At 65.0% G+C, this 21,525-nt stretch carries 31 protein-coding genes; 9 read left to right on the forward strand and 22 right to left on the reverse strand.

Annotated elements, in window-relative coordinates; translation table 11 throughout:
- Nucleotides 1-20: 20 nt before the first annotated feature.
- Together DMO17_RS11040 and DMO17_RS19540 are read right to left on the reverse strand one after the other, a co-directional pair.
- Nucleotides 21-302 carry a hypothetical protein gene (locus tag DMO17_RS11040; RefSeq protein WP_110682538.1) on the reverse strand — a complete coding sequence of 94 codons (282 nt, stop codon included), beginning with the start codon at nucleotides 300-302 and terminating at the stop codon, nucleotides 21-23.
- A gap of 186 nt (nucleotides 303-488) precedes the next feature.
- On the reverse strand, nucleotides 489-728 hold the full coding sequence (locus tag DMO17_RS19540) for a hypothetical protein (protein ID WP_146224911.1): 240 nt from the start codon (nucleotides 726-728) through the stop codon (nucleotides 489-491).
- Nucleotides 729-938: 210 nt separating this feature from the next.
- Here DMO17_RS19540 and DMO17_RS11050 point away from each other — a divergent pair, with 210 nt between their 5' ends.
- From DMO17_RS11050 to DMO17_RS19545, 3 genes are read left to right on the forward strand one after another with little or no spacing between them, the layout of a single operon-like run.
- Entirely contained in the window at nucleotides 939-1,304 is a 366-nt protein-coding gene (locus tag DMO17_RS11050; protein WP_181418774.1) for an ElaB/YgaM/YqjD family protein, read from the forward strand.
- A 2-nt stretch (nucleotides 1,305-1,306) separates the two neighbouring features.
- The gene (locus DMO17_RS11055; RefSeq protein ID WP_110682541.1) at nucleotides 1,307-1,726 is read left to right on the forward strand and encodes a phage holin family protein; all 420 of its coding nucleotides are present in this window, start codon (nucleotides 1,307-1,309) and stop codon (nucleotides 1,724-1,726) included.
- Nucleotides 1,723-2,010 (forward strand): hypothetical protein, encoded by a 288-nt coding sequence (locus tag DMO17_RS19545; protein ID WP_146224912.1) that lies wholly within the window; start codon nucleotides 1,723-1,725, stop codon nucleotides 2,008-2,010. The genes DMO17_RS11055 and DMO17_RS19545 overlap by 4 nt, the downstream gene beginning before the upstream one ends.
- 12 nt (nucleotides 2,011-2,022) lie before the next feature.
- Here the strand turns inward: DMO17_RS19545 and DMO17_RS11060 are convergent, their stop codons facing one another.
- On the reverse strand, nucleotides 2,023-2,607 hold the full coding sequence (locus tag DMO17_RS11060) for a ferritin-like domain-containing protein (protein ID WP_110682711.1): 585 nt from the start codon (nucleotides 2,605-2,607) through the stop codon (nucleotides 2,023-2,025).
- A gap of 171 nt (nucleotides 2,608-2,778) precedes the next feature.
- Between DMO17_RS11060 and DMO17_RS11065 the strand changes: the two genes are divergently transcribed.
- Nucleotides 2,779-2,988 carry a hypothetical protein gene (locus DMO17_RS11065; protein WP_258371523.1) on the forward strand — a complete coding sequence of 70 codons (210 nt, stop codon included), beginning with the start codon at nucleotides 2,779-2,781 and terminating at the stop codon, nucleotides 2,986-2,988.
- Between the two features lie 8 nt (nucleotides 2,989-2,996).
- Here the strand turns inward: DMO17_RS11065 and DMO17_RS11070 are convergent, their stop codons facing one another.
- Nucleotides 2,997-3,728, reverse strand: coding sequence for an alpha/beta fold hydrolase (locus DMO17_RS11070; protein WP_110682542.1), 732 nt, complete (start codon nucleotides 3,726-3,728; stop codon nucleotides 2,997-2,999).
- A gap of 199 nt (nucleotides 3,729-3,927) precedes the next feature.
- On the opposite strand from DMO17_RS11070, the gene DMO17_RS11075 reads away from it, so the two are divergent.
- Entirely contained in the window at nucleotides 3,928-4,431 is a 504-nt protein-coding gene (locus DMO17_RS11075) for a hypothetical protein (protein WP_110682543.1), read from the forward strand.
- A 63-nt stretch (nucleotides 4,432-4,494) separates the two neighbouring features.
- Here DMO17_RS11075 and DMO17_RS11080 read toward each other — a convergent pair whose 3' ends face one another.
- From DMO17_RS11080 to DMO17_RS11110, 7 genes are all read right to left on the reverse strand, one after another.
- A complete protein-coding gene (locus tag DMO17_RS11080; protein ID WP_110682544.1) occupies nucleotides 4,495-4,653 on the reverse strand; it encodes a DUF3309 family protein in 159 nt (52 codons plus the stop codon).
- Between the two features lie 125 nt (nucleotides 4,654-4,778).
- Complete coding sequence (locus DMO17_RS11085; protein WP_110682545.1) at nucleotides 4,779-5,666, reverse strand: hypothetical protein; 888 nt, start codon at nucleotides 5,664-5,666, stop codon at nucleotides 4,779-4,781.
- Nucleotides 5,663-6,934 (reverse strand): cardiolipin synthase, encoded by a 1,272-nt coding sequence (gene cls, locus DMO17_RS11090; RefSeq protein ID WP_258371524.1) that lies wholly within the window; start codon nucleotides 6,932-6,934, stop codon nucleotides 5,663-5,665. Before cls ends, DMO17_RS11085 begins: the two co-directional genes overlap by 4 nt.
- Nucleotides 6,935-7,165: 231 nt before the next feature.
- Nucleotides 7,166-7,999 carry a BON domain-containing protein gene (locus tag DMO17_RS11095; protein WP_110682546.1) on the reverse strand — a complete coding sequence of 278 codons (834 nt, stop codon included), beginning with the start codon at nucleotides 7,997-7,999 and terminating at the stop codon, nucleotides 7,166-7,168.
- A 103-nt stretch (nucleotides 8,000-8,102) separates the two neighbouring features.
- Nucleotides 8,103-8,315, reverse strand: a complete 213-nt coding sequence (locus DMO17_RS11100) for a CsbD family protein (protein ID WP_110682547.1) — start codon at nucleotides 8,313-8,315, stop codon at nucleotides 8,103-8,105.
- The gene (locus DMO17_RS11105; RefSeq protein ID WP_110682548.1) at nucleotides 8,312-8,533 is read right to left on the reverse strand and encodes a hypothetical protein; all 222 of its coding nucleotides are present in this window, start codon (nucleotides 8,531-8,533) and stop codon (nucleotides 8,312-8,314) included. Before DMO17_RS11105 ends, DMO17_RS11100 begins: the two co-directional genes overlap by 4 nt.
- 182 nt (nucleotides 8,534-8,715) lie before the next feature.
- Complete coding sequence (locus DMO17_RS11110; RefSeq protein WP_110682549.1) at nucleotides 8,716-10,032, reverse strand: cation:proton antiporter; 1,317 nt, start codon at nucleotides 10,030-10,032, stop codon at nucleotides 8,716-8,718.
- A 208-nt stretch (nucleotides 10,033-10,240) separates the two neighbouring features.
- On the opposite strand from DMO17_RS11110, the gene DMO17_RS11115 reads away from it, so the two are divergent.
- Nucleotides 10,241-10,456: a CsbD family protein gene (locus DMO17_RS11115; RefSeq protein ID WP_110682550.1), complete on the forward strand. Its 216-nt coding sequence runs from the start codon at nucleotides 10,241-10,243 to the stop codon at nucleotides 10,454-10,456.
- A gap of 43 nt (nucleotides 10,457-10,499) precedes the next feature.
- Entirely contained in the window at nucleotides 10,500-10,685 is a 186-nt protein-coding gene (locus DMO17_RS11120; RefSeq protein WP_110682551.1) for a hypothetical protein, read from the forward strand.
- A 95-nt stretch (nucleotides 10,686-10,780) separates the two neighbouring features.
- On the opposite strand, the gene DMO17_RS11125 is transcribed toward DMO17_RS11120, so the two are convergent.
- Nucleotides 10,781-11,701 (reverse strand): LysR family transcriptional regulator, encoded by a 921-nt coding sequence (locus DMO17_RS11125; RefSeq protein ID WP_110682552.1) that lies wholly within the window; start codon nucleotides 11,699-11,701, stop codon nucleotides 10,781-10,783.
- A 115-nt stretch (nucleotides 11,702-11,816) separates the two neighbouring features.
- Between DMO17_RS11125 and DMO17_RS11130 the strand changes: the two genes are divergently transcribed.
- A complete protein-coding gene (locus DMO17_RS11130) occupies nucleotides 11,817-12,206 on the forward strand; it encodes a RidA family protein (RefSeq protein WP_110682553.1) in 390 nt (129 codons plus the stop codon).
- 66 nt (nucleotides 12,207-12,272) lie between these two features.
- Here the strand turns inward: DMO17_RS11130 and DMO17_RS11135 are convergent, their stop codons facing one another.
- The 5 genes from DMO17_RS11135 to DMO17_RS11155 all read right to left on the reverse strand — a co-directional run bounded on the left by DMO17_RS11135 (nucleotide 12,273) and on the right by DMO17_RS11155 (nucleotide 16,168).
- Complete coding sequence (locus DMO17_RS11135) at nucleotides 12,273-12,842, reverse strand: DUF1285 domain-containing protein (protein ID WP_110682554.1); 570 nt, start codon at nucleotides 12,840-12,842, stop codon at nucleotides 12,273-12,275.
- A 36-nt stretch (nucleotides 12,843-12,878) separates the two neighbouring features.
- Nucleotides 12,879-13,484: a DUF4823 domain-containing protein gene (locus DMO17_RS11140; protein WP_110682555.1), complete on the reverse strand. Its 606-nt coding sequence runs from the start codon at nucleotides 13,482-13,484 to the stop codon at nucleotides 12,879-12,881.
- 72 nt (nucleotides 13,485-13,556) lie between these two features.
- Nucleotides 13,557-14,450 (reverse strand): radical SAM protein, encoded by an 894-nt coding sequence (locus DMO17_RS11145; protein WP_110682556.1) that lies wholly within the window; start codon nucleotides 14,448-14,450, stop codon nucleotides 13,557-13,559.
- A gap of 29 nt (nucleotides 14,451-14,479) precedes the next feature.
- The gene (locus tag DMO17_RS11150; protein ID WP_110682557.1) at nucleotides 14,480-15,448 is read right to left on the reverse strand and encodes a GTP 3',8-cyclase MoaA; all 969 of its coding nucleotides are present in this window, start codon (nucleotides 15,446-15,448) and stop codon (nucleotides 14,480-14,482) included.
- An 81-nt stretch (nucleotides 15,449-15,529) separates the two neighbouring features.
- Nucleotides 15,530-16,168 carry a TetR/AcrR family transcriptional regulator gene (locus DMO17_RS11155; RefSeq protein ID WP_110682558.1) on the reverse strand — a complete coding sequence of 213 codons (639 nt, stop codon included), beginning with the start codon at nucleotides 16,166-16,168 and terminating at the stop codon, nucleotides 15,530-15,532.
- 76 nt (nucleotides 16,169-16,244) lie between these two features.
- Between DMO17_RS11155 and DMO17_RS11160 the strand changes: the two genes are divergently transcribed.
- A complete protein-coding gene (locus tag DMO17_RS11160) occupies nucleotides 16,245-17,378 on the forward strand; it encodes an aminotransferase class V-fold PLP-dependent enzyme (protein ID WP_110682559.1) in 1,134 nt (377 codons plus the stop codon).
- 237 nt (nucleotides 17,379-17,615) lie between these two features.
- Here the strand turns inward: DMO17_RS11160 and DMO17_RS11165 are convergent, their stop codons facing one another.
- From DMO17_RS11165 to mltG, 5 genes are all read right to left on the reverse strand, one after another.
- A complete protein-coding gene (locus DMO17_RS11165) occupies nucleotides 17,616-18,398 on the reverse strand; it encodes a TatD family hydrolase (protein ID WP_110682560.1) in 783 nt (260 codons plus the stop codon).
- Between the two features lie 73 nt (nucleotides 18,399-18,471).
- Nucleotides 18,472-18,828 (reverse strand): PilZ domain-containing protein, encoded by a 357-nt coding sequence (locus DMO17_RS11170; RefSeq protein WP_110682561.1) that lies wholly within the window; start codon nucleotides 18,826-18,828, stop codon nucleotides 18,472-18,474.
- A 36-nt stretch (nucleotides 18,829-18,864) separates the two neighbouring features.
- Nucleotides 18,865-19,851, reverse strand: coding sequence for a DNA polymerase III subunit delta' (locus tag DMO17_RS11175; protein WP_110682562.1), 987 nt, complete (start codon nucleotides 19,849-19,851; stop codon nucleotides 18,865-18,867).
- The gene (gene tmk / locus DMO17_RS11180; protein ID WP_110682563.1) at nucleotides 19,844-20,476 is read right to left on the reverse strand and encodes a dTMP kinase; all 633 of its coding nucleotides are present in this window, start codon (nucleotides 20,474-20,476) and stop codon (nucleotides 19,844-19,846) included. Before tmk ends, DMO17_RS11175 begins: the two co-directional genes overlap by 8 nt.
- Before the next feature lie 9 nt (nucleotides 20,477-20,485).
- Nucleotides 20,486-21,523, reverse strand: coding sequence for an endolytic transglycosylase MltG (gene mltG / locus DMO17_RS11185; protein WP_110682564.1), 1,038 nt, complete (start codon nucleotides 21,521-21,523; stop codon nucleotides 20,486-20,488).
- Nucleotides 21,524-21,525: the final 2 nt, after the last annotated feature.

Raw genomic sequence — 21,525 nt, forward strand, 5'->3', positions numbered from 1 at the left:
AATGATGGGAAGTACCCGACTCAAAACCTGAGTCCGAGCGACTGATGAGCGTTGTCTTCCAGATCCTCGGCGAGCGCCAACCGCCTGGCCGCCTCCCCATGAGAAGAGTGCGGCGCGGAGCCTGAGGCCAGTCTCGGCTCATGCCGGTGAAGGCTCGACGCATAGGCTTTCCAGACCTCGGCTTGCAGACGCGCCGATGCGGCTTCGCCAGATAGCGCAATAGCGGCTACCAATGTACTGACCGCCAACATCGCCAGAGCGAGGCCGAATGCCAGCATCAGGGCGCGGGAGGACGTGTTCATATCAACCTCCAACCGGATGTGAGCGGTGCAACCAGGCAGTCCGCTCTCTGCAGTGCTACTGCAATGACAGGGGGCCTGGCCTGGCTGCGACCGCAGCAAATGACCAGGGGCCAAGTCGCCCCACAGGATGTTTGCGACAGCTGCGCACGTTCGTCATCCGCCGTACCGCTGCTGCAGGCCGGGTATTCATGGGTTGGCGCGCGCATCGACCATCGGGTGCTGAGAGCTCTCAGGCATATCCTTGGGCGGATTTACTGCGGCTGGCTCGCGCACCTCATGCCCGAGCGGAGGTTGCGGCTCATGCAGTTCCCCCGGCAGCGGCAGCCGAGTGGCTTCATCGCTACTCGGTTGGGTGAAGTCGGGCTCGGCCGGCTGAGGCTGGACGCCAGGCTCATTGGGTCGGTCCGTTGTGTTGGGCTTGTTCATGATGGCCTCCTGCGAGGGCCTGTGGGTGTGCAATAAGTGCTACCCGGGAGAGGGACGATGACAGTCGTCCACGCGGCTGTCCGTACGTTGTCGCGCATAGCTTGTGATCGTCAGACGGCGTTCGCTGGCGCACAGACGCCAGATTGGTTAGCGCGCAGCCTGGCTCTCCCGCGCCAGCCGAATCGTTGGCGCCTATCCGAGGAGCTCGCCATGTACGCGCCTAGCAACTTTCCCAAGACCGGCAGCAACACCGACAAAGCCACCTCGCCCGAACATGCGCCCGCGCCTCTCGGTGTTTCCCGTGAGTTCCACAATCTGCTCGCCGACATCGAGGATCTGATCAAGGAAGCCACCTCGCTCACTGGCGAAGACCTGGCCGCAGTCAGAAGCAAGCTCACCGCACGGATTGCCGAAGCCAGGGCGAGCGCCCAGGTGATGAGCGATGGCATGGTGCAGCGGGCACGCCAGACGGCAGGCGTAGCCAACGACTATGTCCATGAGCAACCGTGGAAGGCGCTTGGCGCCAGTGCTGCCGCCGCCTTTCTGCTGGGCTTCATTCTGGCCCGCCGCGGCTAGCCATGACGCAGCAACAGCCCCTGGGCAAGCCCTCGATAGGCAGACGTGGCCTGGTCGCGCTGTGGTGTGAGCTGCGCCTGATCGGCCCATCCCTGCTGGCTCTGGCGGCGCTGCACGGGAAGTTGGCCCAACAAGAATGGGCACAGGAAAAAGCCCGGCTATTGCAGTTGCTCCTGGCCAGCTTACTTGGCTTCGCCTGCCTGCTGATCACGCTGCTGCTGGGCTGTGCGCTGGTAGTGACGCTGAGCTGGCAGACCTCATATCGGATTCACGCTCTGCTCGGCCTATTGCTGGGCCATGGCCTCGCTGTTGCACTGGCCTGGTGGCGGGTGCGCAAGCTGCTGGCCCGCGGCAGCATGAGCTTCGCTGCCAGCCGGAATGAACTGGCGGCAGATATCGCCCTACTGAAGAGCAAGCTATGAGCCTCTCCAAAGACAACGAGCAACACCGGGCACTGCGTCTCAGACTTCATCAGCAGCGCCAGCGCATCGGACATCTTCTTGCGCCTCCGAGCGTCGGCGAGGATGTCTTCCCGCGCAGCCTGACCATGCGCCTGCTGACCAGACGTCCGGCACTGGCCTTGCGCCTGGTCTCGCAACTGACACTTCTGCTGCTCAGCCCACGCCTGCTGCGCACTCTGAGTGGTACCCTGCTAGCGACCCGACTGCTGTGCGCATTGACGGCCAACCGACGCCCACCCTCCTAGGGTGAGTCGGTGTCAGTCCGGACAGGCCGCATGCGGCGTCCAGGGCACGACCGGGAGAGCTTCCATCAGCCCGGCCAACTCACCGGCACGTGCTTCTGCCTCGGCCAGAAAGCTGCCCAGCAAGCGACTGGTGGTCGGGTCGCGCTCGCCCAGGAACAGCAACATCTCGCGGTAGCTGCCGATGGCGACACGTTCGGCGATCAGGTCCTGGCGAATCATCTGCTGTAGGTTGGTACCGACCGCGTACTCAGTGGGACTTCTTGCGCCAAGGCCATCCGGGGCGAAATCGGGCTCGCCGCCCAGCTCCACGATACGGGTGGCCAGGAGGTCGGCATGTCCCTGCTCGGTGATGGAATGGCAGAGCAATTGCGCAGCCAGGCTCTTGCCAAGTGGGCCGCGCTGCATGAAATGGTGCTGCCGATAACGCAACATGCAGACAATCTGCATGGCCAAGGCCTGATCGAGCAGCCGCAGAACGGCGCGGCGGTCGGCGGCATAGTCGGCCGTCACCGCACCTGCCTCGACATCCTGGCGCGCTTGGCAGCGCAAGCGCTCGATGCTCTTCGGCGTAGTGTCATGGGGGCGTGGCGTCTTCATGGTGTGGGCCTGCAGGGAGTTGATGGCCAAGCCTAGAGCTGTGCGGTAGCGCGGTCGGTGCGGCGGCATACATAACCTGTCGGCATATGGTTCGCTGGCGTACAGACTGCCTAGGCGCCACGCGCAAGACTGCATGAAACGACAGCGGCACTCGCCGCAGCAGGCCACCACATGAACGGTATGATCGAATCAAGTCTCGTCCGCCACATCAACGCACAGTGCCACCCACTGCACTTGTACCTGAACAGGCTCAGCGGCGTGCGCTATGCAGCAACCTTCGAGTCGGCCTGCCGCTACGAACTTAACCCCATCCATGGCGAGCCCCTGCACGCCAGTGTTGATGAGCTGGCCAACACTGAAGTCTGGCAGCAGCTACTCTGAGCCCAATGTCAGCCCGCTATGGCTCGTGGCAAGGGATGCCAAAGGGCAGCCAACCAGCGTTCCAGGTTGCTGGAGACACGCTGGGGCTGTTCCAGCGGCGTCAGGTGCCCAGAATCCTCGATCTGGGCCAGTTGCGCACCAACGATCGATGCCTGCATTTCCAGGTGCACGGACGGTGGCGTGAGCTCATCCTCCAACCCACACAACAGCAGCGTGGGGCAAGCAATCTGCCCTAGGCTGGCGCGGCTATCGATGCGCCCGAGCATGGCCAACTGCTGACGCCTGAAGACCTCGGGGCCAAGCCCCAGGGCCATCGCAGTAACCAGCTCCACCAGCTCCGTATCCTGCAGATGCCTGGGGTGCAGCATTTTCGGCAGCAACGTGGCGATCACACCGGGAAAGTCATGCTCGGCCTGGCTCATCAGCGCCAGGCGCCCTTGCCTGGTTTCGCTGCTGTCGGCCCGTGCACTGGTGTCCAGCAGGGCCAGGGCTCTGACCCGGCGTGGAGCCTGGCGCATGATCTCCAGAGCCACATAGCCACCGAGAGAGAACCCCACCAGGACGAAGTTCTGCTCCGGCGCCTGATGCAGCACATCGTCGGCCATCTCGACGATGGAGTCCGCGAGTGTCAGATCGGCTACCGAGACATGCGCCAGCTCGCTCAACGCCGTGACCTGGTGCTGCCACAGACGGGCATCACACAGCAGCCCTGGCAGGAAAAGAAGGTGTGGCTTGTTCATGGCAGTACCTCCATAGCGAGAGAAGCCTGGCGCCAAGGCGCAAGATCAGTGGCAACCACGTTGCACCTGCATGGCACCTGGCACCGTTCGCTAACACACAGAACGTGGGTTGAGTTGGCGAGCGCACAGACGAGGCCAAACCCCAGACTTAGGCTGAAGCCTCCACCGTCATGCACGGTTCTCGTTCGGGAGTACGAACATGCACAGCTACCAGCACAACGTCTCGGGCTTCTACCTGCGCCGCGGCCTGGCCGAAAGCACCCTGGCCCAACTGCTGCACAGAGGACTGCGCAGCGAGCAGTTGCAGATAATCGCTGCCAATAGCAACGGCCCTCCCGCCCCGAGCACGGGTAGCAGCCGCCGTGCGGCATTGAACAACCTGCTGATTTACGGCATCTGCGGGGCGGCAGTCGGCACCGCCATCGGCGTGCTGGTGGAGGCTGTCATGCTGCTCGGTGATGTCAGCCCCGCGCATATCACCCCGGCCATGCTGATCGGCTGGACTGCGCTCGGGGGAGGCCTGTTCGGCGGTACCGTTGCAGCAGCAGTGCTGTGGAATCCCTCCCAGCCCAGCGAGGGTGAGGATGTGCTGCTGGTTGCACAGACCCATAACGCACGGGAAACGGCTATTGCCCGCGAAGTCATGAAGGCTTCGGCCGACCTGTGCAAGGATACCGACATGCGAGCCCGGCTTGGCGAATAGCCCTATGAACAGGTAGGTCTGGGGCCGAGTACCAAGGGTACCGCCCCAGGCCACCCTGTAGGCTCAGATACGGCCGAGCAGCAGCAAAATCAGGATGACGATAACTATCACCCCTATTCCGCCGCTGGGCCAGTAGCCCCAGGAGCGGCTGTGTGGCCAGGTAGGAATGACGCCGATCAGCAGCAGGATCAGCACGATCAGTAGTATGGTGCCCAGGCTCATGGGAGTCCCCTTGCATCGCGAATGAATGGGTGGGTTTAGCAGATGCGCGATCCGTGACCGGAGCTCTACATATCTCCAGCATGGGCGCATGCGCACGGTCGATCTGTACGCAAGCGCACACACCCTCATTCTGATGCGGCCCGTTGCGCCATGGCCTGCTGACGGACTACCTCGCGATGCTTCATGGCCAGATAGGCCTCGCGCTCCATTTCATGCAATTGCCGGGCATAGCGCTCCGAGCCAGCATGCCAGCCTTGCAGACGCTGCTGCAGGCGTGCATCCGCCGGCAGCATCAGAGCCTCCAGGTACGCCTCGATCGCCAGGTAGTAGCGCATGGCATTGCGCTCGACCACGCCGCGCATTGAGCCCTGCCGCAGCGGCTGACCATCGGCGCCGTCTCCTTCGCTGCTGAAACCCACCTTGTCACGCCCGGCTGTTGCCAGATAGGCCTGCATGGCGAGACGTGCCAGCGTGCCATATGTATAGGAGTAGGACAGGTGCAGGAAGCTGTGCTGGTCGCCCAGCGCCAGGACCTCCAGAACGATCAGGTAGTCGCGGGTGGCCAGCGGCCCCTGCGCGGCCTCCAGCTCCACCCGCAGGTAGTTGGGCTCGGCCGCTGCCAGTCGATAACGGAACTCGAAGGCGTAGGCCTCGGCCAGTGGCTGATCGAACTTGCGCCCCAGATGCAGCCTGAGCATGGCAGCGGTGGCCGGCCCTGCGGCATAGCAGGCCTTCACATTGAGGTGCAGGATGAGCATGTCGCACCAGTTGCCGATACCCTGCAACGCCGGCTCGACCAGGATGAAGGGCTGCGCCACCTCGGCGTAGATATCGCCACGCAGACTGCTCTTCGTCTGCCGCGATTCTAGGTACAACGGCCGCTGGAACGGGTTGTCGGCCAGTACCTCGCGCAGGCTCTCATAGCGGGCGCCCAGTACTGTACTCTCGCTGCCCCACAGTGGTGTTGCCTGGCCGAGCAGCACGACCAGAAAGGCCAATACATGAGGCCTCATAGCCAGTACTCCCAAAGCCGGCCGAACAGCTCCTGTACGCGCACTCCGAGTGGACGTGCCTGCCACGTCTGCAGGCTTATCTCGTGCGACTTCGCCAGGTCCGCACGAAACACCGCGCGCATCTTGTCGCCGAAGCCGGCGCCGAGCACCACTGCATTGATCTCCTGGTTATGCAGGAAGCTGCGCCAGTCGAGGTTGGTCGAACCTACCGTCGACCAGACCCCGTCTATCACCGCACTCTTCACATGCAGCAAGGCATCCTGGCGCTCGTAGAGGCGGACGCCGGCACGCAGCAGCTCGTCGTAGTAGGCGCGCCCGGCGTGAAACACCAGCCAGGAGTCAGTGCTGCTGGGCAAGATCAGGCGCACATCGACGCCTCTGGCTACGGCGTCCTTCAGTGCCGCCAGCAACTGCGGATCGGGTACGAAGTAAGCATTGGTCAGCCAGATCTCGCGTTGAGCGCTGCGCAATGCCGAAATCAGGGTGACGTAGATCAGGCTGTACGGGTGTTCCGGCGAGCTGCCGATGGCGCGCACCACCTCGTCACCGCGTCGCTCCATCGGCGGGAAGTAATGGCGCGCCAGCAGTGGCGGCCCACGCTGCTCAGCCCAGGTCATGATGAACAGCTTCTGCAGCTCAGCGACGACCGGCCCCTCCAGGCGTAGATCGGTATCGCGCCAGGGCAGTGCACCATCAGGCCGTGGCCTGAAGCCCAGGCGCAGCGAACTGCCGGAATACACACTGCTGATGTTGATGCCGCCGAGAAAGGCGATTCGCCCGTCGACGATCAACAGCTTGCGATGGTCGCGCCGATTCAGTTCCCAACCCGCCCCGGCGGTGAGCGGGTTGACCGGATTGAATTCGACGACCTGCACACCCGCGGCGCTCAGGGCGGCAAAGAAGGCAGGTGGTGTGCCCAGGGTTCCGGCGCTGTCGCGGATCAGGTTGACCTGCACGCCGGCCCGCTGTCGGACGATCAGGGCCGCAGCGAAGCGCTGGCCTATTTCGTCGTCATCGAAAATGTAGCTTTCCATGTTGATGTGATCGTGCGCGGTGACTATCGCGTCGAGCATGGCTTGGTAGGTGAGCGGCCCATCCTGCAGCAGCTCGACCCGGTTGCCGGTGGTCAATGGACTGCCGACGATGGACTCCTCGATGGCCAGGTGCAGGTCGAAGAAGTCGGTTGGCCTGGCATCGGCCTGCAAGCGCGCGATGATGGCTTGACTTCGAGACGCCGATAGCGGTCCGTCGGGCCCCTCCAGAGGCACGGGCCGCTCCGCTCGCCCCATGTCCGGGACCAAGGTCGGTAGCACGCTACAGGCCACCATCAGACTCATGCAGAGTGGTACGAACAGCCCATATCGCCCACATCGGGCGTGCAATTGCATGACCCACCCTCCGCCATCGGGGAGCGGCCAGCCCCCGACTTGCATCAGACGAATCGCCACACCGCACATCGTGCCTGCGGTGTAGCGCTCGTGTAGCAATCCACCACTACGCTAGAAGGTGAGCTCCCGCGACTGCACGCTCTTCACTCCGCGCACGTTCTGCGCCAGCTCGATAGCCAGGGCATGCTCTCTGCCGTTGCTGACCCGGCCGCTGAGGCTGACTACCCCCTGGGCCGTGCTGACATTGATGGCCGAGCCGGAAACATTGCTGGAGTACAGCAGGGTCGACTTGACCTTGGTGGTGATCCAGCTGTCCGAAATGTCCTCGCCGGCCTCATCGGCCGCACGCTTGCCGCTTTGCATGGCACCGACCTGAGTCGGATCGATCTGTAACTGGTTATCGACTGACACCACGCCTCGCGTGTTGTTTGCCAGGCGCCCGGCCAGATCGCGCTCCTCGGGGCTCTGTGCCGTGCCACGCAGGGTTACTCGGCCATAGCGGGTGTCGACATTGGTGGACATGCCATCGGCATTCTTGCTCCACATCAGCTTCGCCTTTACTGCCGCCGTGATGCTGGCATCGTCGATGGTGTCGCCGAAACCACGCTCGGTGCCGGGCTTGGCCGGTTGATAGTTGGAGTCGACGATGATCTGGTTGTCGACCGAGCTGATACCCTCGACCCCCAGGGCGATCTCCTTGGCCAGCTCCTTGTTGACGTCCTCGGCGACATGCCCGGTGAGGGTGGCCTTGCCGTTGTCCACCGAGACTTTCAGGTCATGGGCGCGCAGATAGGGACTGAGAGCATAGGTCGTCCAGATCTGGCTTTCCTGACGGGCATTGATGACCTCCTGGGAGCTAGTCGCGGCAATGACGCCAGCACTGCCGGTAGCAACCGCCAGGGCCAGGGCCGAGGCGAGAAAGAGGGTGCGGGGTTGCCTGTTCATGGTGTTTCTCCACTCGGGAATAGGTGATGCCGGCAATCTGCGGTCGACTGACCGCAACCGCCGACTCGCACCGACGTCCGTATGGACGCCGATGCGGCTTACCTCAGCATTTGCATTTTTCCAGGAAGCTCTTGACCTGCTTGTCCGCTTCATCGCGCGTCATGGCATAACGCTCCTGCAGCAGACCCGCGAGCTTTTGCTCCTGTCCTTCGGACTGCAGCAGCTCGTCCTCGGTCAGTTTGCCCCAAGCGATCTTGGCGGCGCCGACCTGCTGCTTCCACTTGCCCTTGAGCTCATCGCTGCTGGGCAGGCTCATGACTTCTTCGGCTCCTGTTCGGCGGCTTTGGCCGGACCTTGAGCGAGCTTCTGCTCCGGTCGCGGGTCCTTGTTGGCAGATTGGGATTCACCCGGCTTCTGCGAGACAGGCTCGGCTTTTTGGAACGGCTTCTGGCCGCTGGCGATGCCGCCTTTCTGCACTTGCTCGGCAGCCTTGGCCGGGACGTTGGGGCTGCGGGGTTCGTTGGGCTTGTTCATGGTGACCTCTGGTTGCTTCGGGGTGCCGGCGAGATTGCGCGGTACCGGGGGAGGACAATGGCAGCCAGAAAGCAGGGCGTCGGTGCGTTGGCGCGCATAGGGCCGTGGACGACAGGAATAGTCGAGATGACTAGCTATGCCGGCCACGCTGGATAAGCCTGAACTATTGGGCTTGGGGGGAATCAGGAAGGCGGCGGAGTCATCTCACGTCGCCTGTACCATCGCATCAGCGGCCGAACCGAGATGCCGTGCAGCAGTATCGAGGCCGCCACGCTCAACAGCGTGAGGCTGATCAGTTGCTCGGCCAACTCGCCTGAAACACCGTGATGCAAGGCGAACATCAGGTAGAACAGCGAGCCAATACCTCGAATGCCGAACCAGCAGAACATGCCACGCTGTCGTCCGGACATTGGCTCGCCCAGGGTACCCAGCACAACCGCCAACGCACGTAGCGGCAGGAACAACAGCACAATGAAAACGCACACAACCAGGCTAGGGCGCGTGTAAGCCAACAGCGCACCGATCAGCAGCACTAGAGCCAGCTCGGCGAGGCTTTCCAGCCGCTCGTTGAAGCCCTGAACGGCATGACTCATGGCGGCGCTGGCATGATGCGAATGCGTGGCCAGCTCGCTTTCCGCATGGTTACTCAGGTGAGGTTGCGCATGCACCGGCTCGCGCCCTGCTCGCGGTTGCTCTTTGACCCTTTGCAGGGCCAACCCCGCAGCGAATACGGCCAGAAATCCCGACGCCAGACACAGCTGCGCTGCACCATAGGCAACAGCAATCAGGCCCAGTGACAGAAACTCGTCCAGCCCCACGGCCAGATGGTGACGCGTACGCAGGTACACCACCAGCTTGCCGATCGAGGCACCGGCTACGCCGCCAATCAGCAGTCCGCCGAGGGTAGCCCAGGTCAGATCCACCACCCACCAGCGCCACCCTCCGGCGCCCAGCTCATGCAGTCCCAGCAGACCTAGACCGAGCATGACAAAAGGGAATGCGGTGCCATCGTTCAACCCGCCCTCTCCCGACAGGCTGAAACGCAGCCGATCCGGGTTGGCACTGAGCGAGGTCTGCACACCCGAGGCCAACACGGGATCGGTCGGTGCCAGGATGCCACCCAGCAGAACCGCAGCGCCCAGCGGTAGCTCCAGCAGGAAGACTCCGACCAGGGCAACCAAACCAACGGTAAGCGCCATGGAGACGAAGGCCAGGCGCAGCGGCAGGCTCCAGCGCCTATCCAGCAGCGGCACTGCGCCCATGTTCAGGCCTACCGCAAAAAGGGAAATCAGCAGCGCCAGTTCGGCACTCCAGAGCAGCACGTCGACATGCTGCAGCGGCTCCAGGCGAACCACGCCAAGCCCGAGAGGCCCCAGGCCAAACCCAACGGCCAGGTACACCATGGCACCACTGAGCAGCACACGAGCCAGCAGCGAGCTCGCCAGGACCATGGTGATCAGCAGGATGCCTAGCAACAGCGACCAGAAGGCGACGGACATGGGGTAGATGCTCTGGGGAGAAGCACATCAGCCCTGAGCATCCGCCTAGTTCGGGCCTCTGGCTAGCACGAAGAAATCGCAGCGGTGAAATCAGCACCCAGTCTTTGCTGAGTGGGCTAGCGCACCGACCCGGCAACTGCCCTCTGAGATGCTCCCTTAACCATTCTCCAGACCTAGAGAATGTCTGGACCAATCAGGATACGCACAGATGGACAAGCCACTTGCAGAGATCATCCACAGGAACTGGCGACAACTAGCCAGTCTGGCACGGGCATGCTGGGACGAACTGACATTGGACGAACTGATCCGCACCCAGGGAGATGCCCAGCAACTAACCGACCTGGTGCAGCAGCGCTATGACATGCCACGCGAGGACGCGCAGAAACAGGTCATTAGCTTCTTCGAAAGACACCGCACCCTCTAGCCGCAAGCCAACCCCCGGAGCCCCCGGTACTGGAGACGCAGCCATGCTTTTTTCCTACTTCGCCGTCGCCCGCAGCTCAGGCAACATAATCCATATCACGATGCGCAGCAGCCCGCCCGCCGACACTCTCACCGTGCGGTACACCTATGCCTCCGTCGCATCCGTTAACCGCTACAACGCATTGCACAACGCAGGACAAGAGTTGATTACGCTACGTAACGTAGCCTGAGCATTAGGCTTGTCGGCAATAGCCCAGTTTGAATGACTGCTTCTGGCCGGAAGCTGCCTCTGACCTCGGCGGGTTACGCCTCTGGCTAACCCGCCCTACGCCTCACCAGCGCCAACACGCGGCGCATGCTGGGCCACCAGCTCCACCACCCAATCGATGAACACCCGCAGCTTGGCGCTGACATGCCGGTTGGGTGGGTAGGCCAGGTAGAGCGGCATCGGCTCCAGTTGCCAGTCCTCGAACAGCGGCAGCAGCGCCCCGCTCGCTCGGTGTGCCTTGGCCATGTATTCCGGGAGCCAGAGGATGCCCAGGCCGGCCAGGCCGGCGGCGAGGTAGGCGTTGCCGTCGTCCACCGCCAGCGCCTGGCGGCCCTGCAGGGCGATGCGCTCCTCGCCGCGCCGCATGATGCCGGAGAACGCCTGACGAGTGCGCGCACCAAGGAAGCTGACGATCTGCTGCCCCGCCAGCTCGCTCGGGTGAGCGGGTACGCCGGCGCGTGCCAGGTAGTCGGGCGCCGCGTACACGCCGATGCGCAGGTCGCCCACATGCCGGGCCACCAGCGACTGGTCGGCGATGGCGCCACCGCGCACCACGCAGTCCACGTTGTCGCCGATCAGATCGACATGACGGTCGCTGACGCCCAGGTCGAGCTGGATCTCCGGGTAGCGTTCGCGGAAGGCCGGCAGTGCCGGGATCAGAATCAGGCTGGCGAAGGGGCTGGGCACATCCACCCGCAGGCGGCCGCGCGGCGCGCTGGCGGCGGCGGACAGGCTGGTCTCGGCGTCGTCCATGTCGGCCAGCAGGCGGATCACCCGCTCGTAGTAGGCGGCGCCGTCGGCGGTGACGTTGACCTTGCGCGTGGTGCGGTTGAGCAGGCGCACGCGCAGCCTTGCCTCCAGCTGCTGCACCAGTTGGGTGACGCTGGTCTTGCTCATGTGCAGGGTGTCGGCGGCCTTGGTGAAGCTGCCAGTTTCCACCACACGGGCGAAGGCCTGCATCGCATCGAAACGGTCCATCGCGACTCCGGATTGTTTGGATTCTACAAACAGTAATGGACAGTGTTGCTCGTTTATCAGGCCAGCGCACGCGCCTAGAGTCGCGCCATCGATAACCACCGATGGAGAGAGACCGATGACAACCCGTGATGTGATTTTCCCGCCCGACCGCCATGCCCTGTACGAGCTGCACCGCTATTCACCGGCGATTCGCTCCAATGGCTTCCTGTTCGTTTCCGGCCAGGTCGGCAGCCGCAAGGATGGCTCGGCCGAACCGGACCTCGCGGCCCAGGTACGCCTGGCCTTTGCCAACCTCAATGCGATCCTGACCGAGGCCGGCAGCAGCTTCGATGATGTGGTCGACACGACCATCTTCATGGTCGATCCCGACTCCAAATTCGAGACCATCTGGGAAGTAGCGGGCGAGTTCTGGGGCGAAGCGCCCTACCCGACGGTGACCGCTCTCGGCGTGACCTGGCTGTCCGGCTTCGACTTCGAGATCAAGGTAATCGCCAAGCTGCCTTAATCGCCGCATAAAAAAGCCCCGGCTTGGCGAACGGGGGCTTCTCGCTGTGCACGCGAAAGCGCGGGTCTATTCCGGCTGCGGCCCGATCGGGAAGAACTCGCCACCGCTCCAGACGCCGAGCCATATCTGCCCGTCGACTTCCCGCTCCACCGCCAGGTCGACCAGCTGGTAGAACACGTTGCGGTGCACCAGCGCCTCCAGATTGCGCCGCACGTGCAGGTAGGGCGCCGGCTCCTGAGTCGCGGGGTCTATCTCGACTCGCAGCGGGTGCTCGGCGCCGGCCTCCACTTCTTCGTCGACATTGGTGGTGAAACGCAGCAACTGCCCTTCACCCTCGCCTTCCACCTGCAGGGTCACGGCCACGAAAGGCGCGTCGTCGACGATGATGCCGACCTTCTCCACCGGGGTGATCAGGAAGTACTTGTCGTCATCGCGGCGGATGATGGTGGAGAACAGCTTGACCATCGGCTTGCGCCCGATCGGCGTGCCCAGGTAATACCAGGTGCCGTCACGGGCGATGCGCATGTCGATGTCGCCGCAGAAATCCGGGTTCCACAGATGCACCGGCGGCAGACCCTTGCCCTCGCCCTTGGGAATCTGCGCCAGCAGGTCGCCGGCCTTGCCCGGATCGGTCATGCGTGTCTCTCCTCGTGTCCAGCCGCCAGTATGGCGCTACCGCGGGCTGACGCCCAGCAGGGTGCGGGCATACTGCTCGAAGGGCGCGCGCAGCTGGTCGGCCGGCTGGTTGTCGTAGAACGTCAGGATTCCGCCACGATTGCGGATGCGCGCGGTATCCACCAGATAGCGGGTATTGGTCTCGATCAGCATCAGCTGCAGCACACCGCTGTCGACGCCGAGGCGGTCCAGGGCCTCCTCGTCCTCCCACTCCTCCACCGTACCGATGCGTTCATCGGCGTCGGCGAAGCGGGTGTAGAGCAGGTAGTGGGCGCCGGCGGTACGCGCCTCGTTCATCGCCTCGTCCAGGCCCAGCGGCGTCGCTGAGCGACGCACCAGCGGGAAGTACTCGACGAAGGCCTTGAAGGCCTCGTCGGCCACCACGTTGGGCCGCGGCGACGCGCCACCGGGCGGATTGTAATGGCTCTGTGCGATGTACACGAAGGAGTCGGCCTGCAGGCGCCAGGAGGCGGAGCGGCGGGTGTCGCTGTGATCCAGCACGCCGGCATCGCGCAGGTGGTATTCGGCGCCGGCGGCCAGGTCGCTGGTCTTCATGCAGCCACCGAGCGCACACAGCGCCAGCAGCAGAATCAGGCTACGCATTGCAGTTCCTCCCTGCCGGTGACGGAAAACCGGCGGATAGAGAGACATAGCAGCTTCCGCGCCAACCCTGCCTCACAGACCGCGCTGCCATTCCTGGCGCAGCCTGGCCTGCTCCGGCCGCTCGATGGCCTGGCGTACCTGGGCCAGCAGCCGGGCCTTGTCGGCGCCCAGGTTGCCCTTGAGCACCAGGTAGTTGGAGGCATGGTCGCTGCGGAACACGGTGTCGTCCAGCTCCAGGCCCTGCAGCAGGCGCTCCACCTCGCGGAACAGCTGCTGCTGGTCGAGCGCCTGGAAGTCGGCGAAGCCCTCGCGGAAACGCGCCTCGCCCAGGGGGAAGCTGACCACCAGGGTGGAGAGGTATTCCGGCTGGGCCGCGTTCATCAGGCGCGCCGAGTTGTCGGCATGCTGCTCGCTCAGGGTCGTGCCGCCGAGGCCGTTGAGGATCATCACCGAGCGGGTGATGCCGGCCGCGCCGAGTTTCTCCAGGGCGCTGAGGCTGGAGTCGAAGGTCTCACCCTTGTTGACCCGCGCCAGCACCTCGTCGTCGCCGGACTCGCAGCCGACATAGGCCATCTTCAGGCCGGCGTCGGCCAGCTCCTTGAGCTCGTCCACCGACTTCTTGCGCAGGTTGCGCGGCAGGCAGTAGCTGGAGACTCGCTCGACCTCGGGCATATGTTCGCGGATGGCCTGCAGGATATTCAGCAGGCGCCGGGTCGGCAGCACCAGGGCGTCGCCGTCGGCGAGGAACACCCGCTGCACGATCAGCCGTTCGCCGGCGCGGCGGATCTCCTCCAGCACCTGCTCCTCGTCGCGGGCACGGAATTTCTTCTGCGGCTGGGTGTACATCTCGCAGAAGGTGCAATGGTTCCAGGAGCAGCCGTTGGTCACCGGCAGGATCAGCGAGTGGGCTTCGCTCGGCGGACGGAACACCGGCTCGATATAGGCGATGGGGAATTCGGCAGACATGGGTTTCTGGCTTGGTACGGGGCGGCCGGTCAGCCGCCGATGATTTTCATGACGGTAACACCACCGGCGAAAGCGACGTCCTGCTTGTCCGCCAGGGCGCGCACCAGCAGGCGCTGCAGGGCTGGCAGGGCCTGGTGACGCGGCTTGTCGAGGAGATCGCCGACATAGTGGCGGTTGCTCGACGATAGGCAGCCGTGCAGCCAGCCGGTGGAGGACAGGCGCAGGCGCGAGCAGGTGCGGCAGAACGGCACGCTCTCGTTGGCGATCACGCCGAAGAAGCCGCGCTCGGGAATCTCGTAGCGCAGCGCGGTGGCATCCAGCGGTGCCGGCGCCTGGACGAACTCGTGACGCTCGGCCACCGCCGCCAGCAGCTCGGGCATGCCGTAGAACTGCTGCTGGAAACTGGCGCCCTCGCGGGCCAGATGGCCCATGCGCATCAGCTCGATGAAGCGCAGCTCGAAGCCGCGCGCCAGGCAGTAGTCGAGCATCGGCAGCACCTGCTCGTGGTTCTGCCCGCGCAGCGGCACCATGTTGATCTTGATCTTCAGCCCGGCCGCCCGCGCCTCCTCCAGGCCCTGCAGCACGGTCGGCAGGTCGCCTCCACGGGCGATGCGGCGGAAGGCCTCGGGGTCGAGGGTATCCAGGGACACGTTGATGCGCTTGAGGCCGCACTCCAGCAGCAACGGTAGCTTGCGCGACAGCAGCTGGCCGTTGCTGGTCAGGCTGATGTCCTGCAGGCCCAGGCGGCTGACGCCGCGCAGGAAGTGCTCGAGCTTGGGGCTGACCAGCGGCTCGCCACCGGTGATGCGCAGGCGCTCGATGCCGGCCGCCTCGATCAGGTAGGCCACGCCGCGCACCATGGCCTCGGCGGACAGCTCGTCCTGCGCCGCGACCAGGCGCTTGCCGTCCGGCACGCAGTAGGTGCAGGCATAGTTGCAGGCGGCGGTCAGGCTGATGCGCAGGTTGCGGAAACGCCGCCCCTGGTGGTCAACGATCATGGAGAGCTCCGGCAGTGTTCAATCCGGAGTATATGCCCGCCGCCGATGGCAAAGAACGCATCATTGGCGGGCTGAATGGCATCAGGCGTTCGGCGCTTCGCCGTCGCGCTTGCGCTTGTTGCCCATGCGCACGCCGATGTCCATGAGGAACTGGAAGAAGCCATCCTGATCCTCCAGCACGCTGCTCCAGAACGGCGAGTGGTACAGCGCCACGGCGCCGTGCACCAGGGCCCAGGCGGCGCAGTAGTGGAAGTACGGCGGCACGTCCTCCAGCTTGCCCTCCTCGATGCGGCCCTTGATCAGCTGGGTCAGGCGCTCGAAGTTGGAAGTACGGATCTTGTGCAGCTGCTCGACCATCTCCGGCACCTGGTTGCCCTTGACCACCTTCTCTTCCAGACGGTCGAACAGGCGGTAGCGCTGCGGGTCGCGCATGCGGAACTCGAAGTAGGCGCGCGCCAGCGCTTCCTTGTCCTTGGCCACGTCCTCGGACAGCAGCAGGGCGTTGAGGTCGCGCTCGTAGTCGAGCATCAGGCGCAGATAGACCTCGGCCTTGGACTTGAAGTGCTTGTAGATGGTGCCTTTGCCGATACCGACGGCGTCGGCGATCATCTCGACGGTGACGCTGTCTTCACCCTGTTCAAGGAAGAGCTTGAGCGCGGTATCGAGAATTTCCTGTTCGCGACGGCGGAATTCACGGACTTTGCGAGGTTCTTTGTTCATAAAGTGACTACAGGATGAAAAATCGAGGCGCGTTATTATGCCTGTTCAGCACGAAAATGCACGGATCATCGGCCCAATGCTCAATCTAAGCGACGAATTCCCTCTGATTGCCGGCCTGCGCTACCTCAATCACGCCGCTGTGGCCCCCTGGCCAAAGCGTGCCGGCGAGGCCGTGCGGCGCTTCGCCGAGGCCAATGTGAGCATCGGCGCCCGCGACTATCCCGAGTGGCTGGCGGTGGAAAAGCGCCTGCGCGAACGCTTCCGACGCCTGCTCAACGCCCCGGGCACGGCCGATATCGCGCTGGTGAAGAATACCTCCGAGGCCCTGTCGTTCGTCGCCTTCGGCCTGGACTGGCGCGCCGGCGATCAGGTGGTGATCAGCGACGAGGAGTTCCCCTCCAACCGCATCGTCTGGGAGGCGCTGAAGCCGCGCGGCGTCGAGGTGGTGCAGGTCGGCCTGGGTGGCAGCGACCCGGAGGCCGCCCTGCTGGCCGCCTGTGGGCCACGCACGCGGCTGCTGTCGATCAGTTCGGTGCAGTACGCCAGCGGTCTGCGCCTGGACCTGCCGCGCCTCGGCGCCGCCTGCCGCCAGCGCGGCGTGCTGCTGTGCGTGGATGCCATCCAGCAGCTCGGCGCCCTGCCCTTCGACGTGCAGGCCTGCGACTGCGCCTTCGCCATGGCCGACGGGCACAAGTGGCTGCTCGGCCCGGAAGGCCTCGGCGTGTTCTATTGCCGCAGCGACCTGCGCGAGCGGCTGGCCCTGCACGAATACGGCTGGCACATGCTGGAACACGCCGGCGACTACAGCCGCATCGAGTGGCAGCCGGCGCGCAGCGCCCGGCGCTTCGAGTGCGGCAGCCCGAACATGCTCGGCGCCATGGCCCTGGAGGCCAGCCTGTCGCTGCTCGAGGAAGTGGGCATGGTGCAGGTGGCGGCACTCATCGAGGAGCGGGTGCTGCAGCTGCAGGAAGGCTTGCAGCGCCTCCCCGGCATCCACCTGCACAGCCCGCTCAACCCGGCACGGCGCGCCGGTATCCTGACCTTCAGCCTGGACGGCTGGGACCACCAGGCGCTGTTCGCGCGCCTGCGCGAACAGCAGGTGATCTGCGCGCAACGGGGCAAAGGCATCCGCTTTTCCCCGCATTTCTACACGGATCCCGCCGTGATCGAGCAAAGCCTGGACGTGCTGAGCCAGCTGCGACAAGGCTGAGTGCTCAGCAGCTGCGGCGGTATTCCAAATACGTTTAAGAAAGGCTCGCAACCAATCTGGACGATGGGCAATCCTGGCCAATACTTGGGATTACTGGTGCGCGGCATCTCCCCCCAAGTGCCCCGCCAGTCGAGGTACCGTGGATCGCGTACCTTGTTTTACTCCTAATGGTCTTGACCCGGATTCATCCCCCAGAACCCGGGTTTTTTTTGTCCGCGTTTTTTGCGAACCGACCTGTCAGGCCACGCGGGCCAGGGGGAACAGGCGCTGGAAATTGGCCGTGGTCTGCGCAGCCAGGTCCTCGAAGCGCTCGCCGCGCACCATCGCCAGGAATTCCGCCACCTCGCGCACGTATTGCGGCAGGTTGGGCTTGCCGCGATGGGGAATGGGCGCCAGGTAGGGCGAGTCGGTCTCCACCAGCAGGCGGTCGGCCGGCACCTTGCGCGCCACCTCGCGCAGGGCGTCGGCATTGCGGAAGGTGACGATGCCGGACAGCGAGATGTAGAAGCCGATGTCCAGCGCTGCCCTGGCCATGTCCCAGTCCTCGGTGAAGCAGTGCAGCACGCCGGCTTGCGGCAGCGCCGCCTCGCGCAGCAGCGCCAGGGTGTCGGCACGCGCCTCGCGGGTGTGCACTATCACCGGTTTGCCGGTGATCTTCGCCGCCTCCAGGTGCAGGCGGAACGACTGCTGCTGCAGCTCGGCCGCCTCCGGCTCGTAGTGGTAGTCCAGGCCGGTTTCGCCAATGGCCACCACATGCGGGTGGTTCAGCTCGCCGAGCAGCCAGTCCAGCGCCGGTGCCTCGCCCTGTTCCAGGTCCAGTGGATGCACGCCCACCGAGCAGTCGACGTCGGCATAGCGCTCGGCCAGGGCCTTGACCGCGCCGGCGTTGGCGGCGCTGACGCCGATGCACAGGAAGTGCTGCACGCCACGGGCACGAGCGGCAGCCAGCGCCGCATCGAGGGAACCGTCATGGGCCGCCAGGTCGAGGCGGTCGAGGTGGCAGTGGGAATCAACCAGCATGGAATTTCTCTGTCTCTGAAATGACGAAGCGCCCGATTCGGGCGCTTCTACCTTGAAGCTCGATGTCCGCCAATCACATGGTGTGGGTCGGGCGATCCGATTTCAGCGCACCGGCCAGGTAGGTCTCGATCTTGTTGCGCGCGGTGTTGTCGCCGTCGTTGAACTGCACGCCGACACCGGCGGCGCGGTTGCCCTGGGCGCCCTTGGGGGTGATCCATACCACCTTGCCGGCCACCGGGATCTTCTCCGGCTCGTCCATCAGGTTGAGCAGCATGAACACTTCGTCGCCCAGCTTGTAGCTCTTGGCGGTGGGGATGAACAGCCCGCCGTTCTTGATGAACGGCATGTAGGCGGCATACAGCACCGACTTGTCCTTGATGGTGAGGGACAGGATGCCGTTACGCGGTCCCAGATTCGGTGGCAAACTCATGCGCTAATCCTGGCAACTTAATCCAATTTCTCGATTCTAGCCCGGTCCGGGCAGGCTTGCCCACTGCACCAGCAGGGCTTCGAGAAGCAAAGCACCGTTCAGGTTGGCCTTGCCCAGCACCTTCTGCCGTTGCTGCAGCAACCAGTCCTGCATGGCCAGCAGCTTGTGCTGGGGGGTCTTGTCGGCCAGATACTGCACCACCTTGCGCATATCGACCAACCCCAGCCCCGCCTCGTCGCGGCTCAGCTGGTAGCGCAGCATCAGCTGGGCCCAGTCGCAGAACCAGTCGAACAGCATGGCCATCGGCAGGTTCTTCCAGGCCTCGGCCAGCTGACTGGCAGTGGCCTGCTGCTTGAGCAGCTTCTTCACGCCCTCGACCACCAGCGCGCGCTGTTCCAGCACGCCCTGGCCGTGCAGGCGTCGGGCCAGCAGCGGCGAGCCGGCGGCCAGGGCCAGTAGCTCGCGGTGCTGCTCCTCGCTGCATTCCGGCAGCGCCTGGGCCAGCCAGGCCAGGCTCTGCGCCTCGCTCGGCAGCGGGCAGGCCTGCTGCACGCAGCGGCTCTTCACGGTCGGCAGCAGGCGGCTGGGCTGGTGGCTGACCAGCAGCAGCACGGTGTCGCCGGAGGGCTCCTCCAGGCTTTTCAGCAGGGCGTTGGCGGCGTTGAGGTTCATCGCTTCCACCGGCTCCAGCAGCACCACCTTGCGCCCGCCGAGCTGCGCGGTCTGCACCACGAAGCCGACCAGCTCGCGCACCTGATCGACCTTGATCGCCTTGTCCGCTTCTTCCGGCTCCAGCACGAACAGGTCCGGATGGGTGCCGGCGGCCAGCAGGTGGCAGGCCTTGCACTGGCCGCAAGCATCCAGGCCGTCAGGCTTCTGGCACAGCAGCCGGGCCATCAGGCGTTCGGCCAGGTCACGCTTGCCGATGCCGGCCGGGCCGTGCAGCAGGTAGGCATGGGCATGCCGCGGGCGGCTGGCCAGCTGCTGCCAGAGCGGCGCCTGCCAGGGATAGGCCTCAGCCACGGCAGCGCTCCAGGATTTCCGGCAGCAGCGCATCGAGATCGCGCTGCACCGCTTCCAGCGACTGCGCCGCATCCAGCACGCGGTAACGTGCGGGCGCGGCTTCGGCGCGGTCCAGGTAGGTGCGCCGCACCGCCTCGAAGAAGGCCTGGCCTTCCTGCTCGAAGCGGTCCAGGCGGCCACGGGCGGCGGCGCGGGACAGGCCAACCGCCACCGGCAGGTCGAACACCAGGGTCAGGTCCGGGCGCAGCTCGCCCTGGACGAAACGCTCCAGTTCGGCGATGCGCGCCTCGCTCAGGCCACGACCGCCGCCCTGGTAAGCATAGGTGGCGTCGGTGAAGCGGTCGCACAGCACCACGGCGCCGCGCGCCAGGGCCGGGCGGATGACCTGCGCCAGGTGCTGGGCGCGGGCGGCGAACACCAGCAGCAGCTCGGTGTCGCTGGCCATCGTCTCGTCGCTCGGCGCCAGCAGCAGTTCGCGGATGCGCTCGGCCAGCGGCGTGCCACCGGGTTCGCGACTCAGCACTACCTCGATGCCCCGCTCGCGCAGGCGCGCGGCGAGGTATTCGCGGTTGGTGCTCTTGCCGGCCCCTTCCGGGCCTTCCAGGGTGATGAACAGACCGCTCACGGGGTTTCCTTATCTGGGCGCGGGGCTGGAACGGTAGTCGGCGCGGCGCTTGAGCTGGTACTCGCGCACGGCACGGTTGTGCTGCTCCAGGGTTTCCGAGAATACATGGCTGCCGTCGCCACGGGCGACGAAGTACAGGCTGCGCCCGTCCACCGGGTTCAGCGCGGCATGGATCGCCTCGCGGCCGGCCAGGGCGATGGGGGTCGGCGGCATGCCGTCGATCACATAGGTGTTGTAGGGCGTCGACTCCTGCAGGTGGGCACGGGTCAGGTTGCCGTTGTAGCGCTCGCCGAGGCCGAAGATCACCGTCGGGTCGGTCTGCAGGCGCATGCCGCTGCGCAGGCGACGGACGAACACGCCGGCGATCTGCCCGCGCTCCTCGGCCACACCGGTCTCCTTCTCCACCATCGAGGCCATGATCAGTGCGTCGTAGGGCTTGCGGTACGGCAGGCCCTCGGCGCGCCGGGCCCACTCCTCCTGCAGCACCTGGTCCAGGCGGTCGCGGGCCTGCCTGAGCAGGTCCAGGTCACTCATGCCGCGCACGTAGCGATAGGTGTCGGGGAAGAAACGCCCCTCGGGGCTGACGCCAGCCAGGTCGAGGCGCGCCATCAGCGCCTGATCGTCGAGATCGGCCAGGCTCTGCTTCAGTGCTTCCTGGCGTGCCAGGGCGGCGCGGACCTGGCGGAAGCTCCAGCCTTCGACCAGGGTCAGGCTGTACTGCACCACCTCGCCACGGCGCCACAGGTCGAGCAGATCGCGCGCGCGCTGTTGCGGGGTCAGGCGGTACTCGCCGCTGTGCAGGGCCTGGCCCGGCAGGTTGAAGCGCCAGTACAGACGCAGCCAGAAGGCGCCGTCGAGCACGCCCTCGCTCTCCAGGCGATTGAGCAGGCCACCCGGGGTATCGCCCGGCACCACCTCGACCAGGCGTTCACCCTCCAGCCTGAGCGGCTGGTTGAGGGCACTGTGCAGACGCCAGCCGGCCAGGGCCGAGGCCAGCACCAGCAGCGCCAGGCCGATGGCCAGCAGCAACAGCAACTTGCGAATCACGA

The organism is Aquipseudomonas alcaligenes, from assembly GCF_003205495.1.
In the GTDB taxonomy this organism is placed as follows: domain Bacteria; phylum Pseudomonadota; class Gammaproteobacteria; order Pseudomonadales; family Pseudomonadaceae; genus Aquipseudomonas; species Aquipseudomonas alcaligenes_B.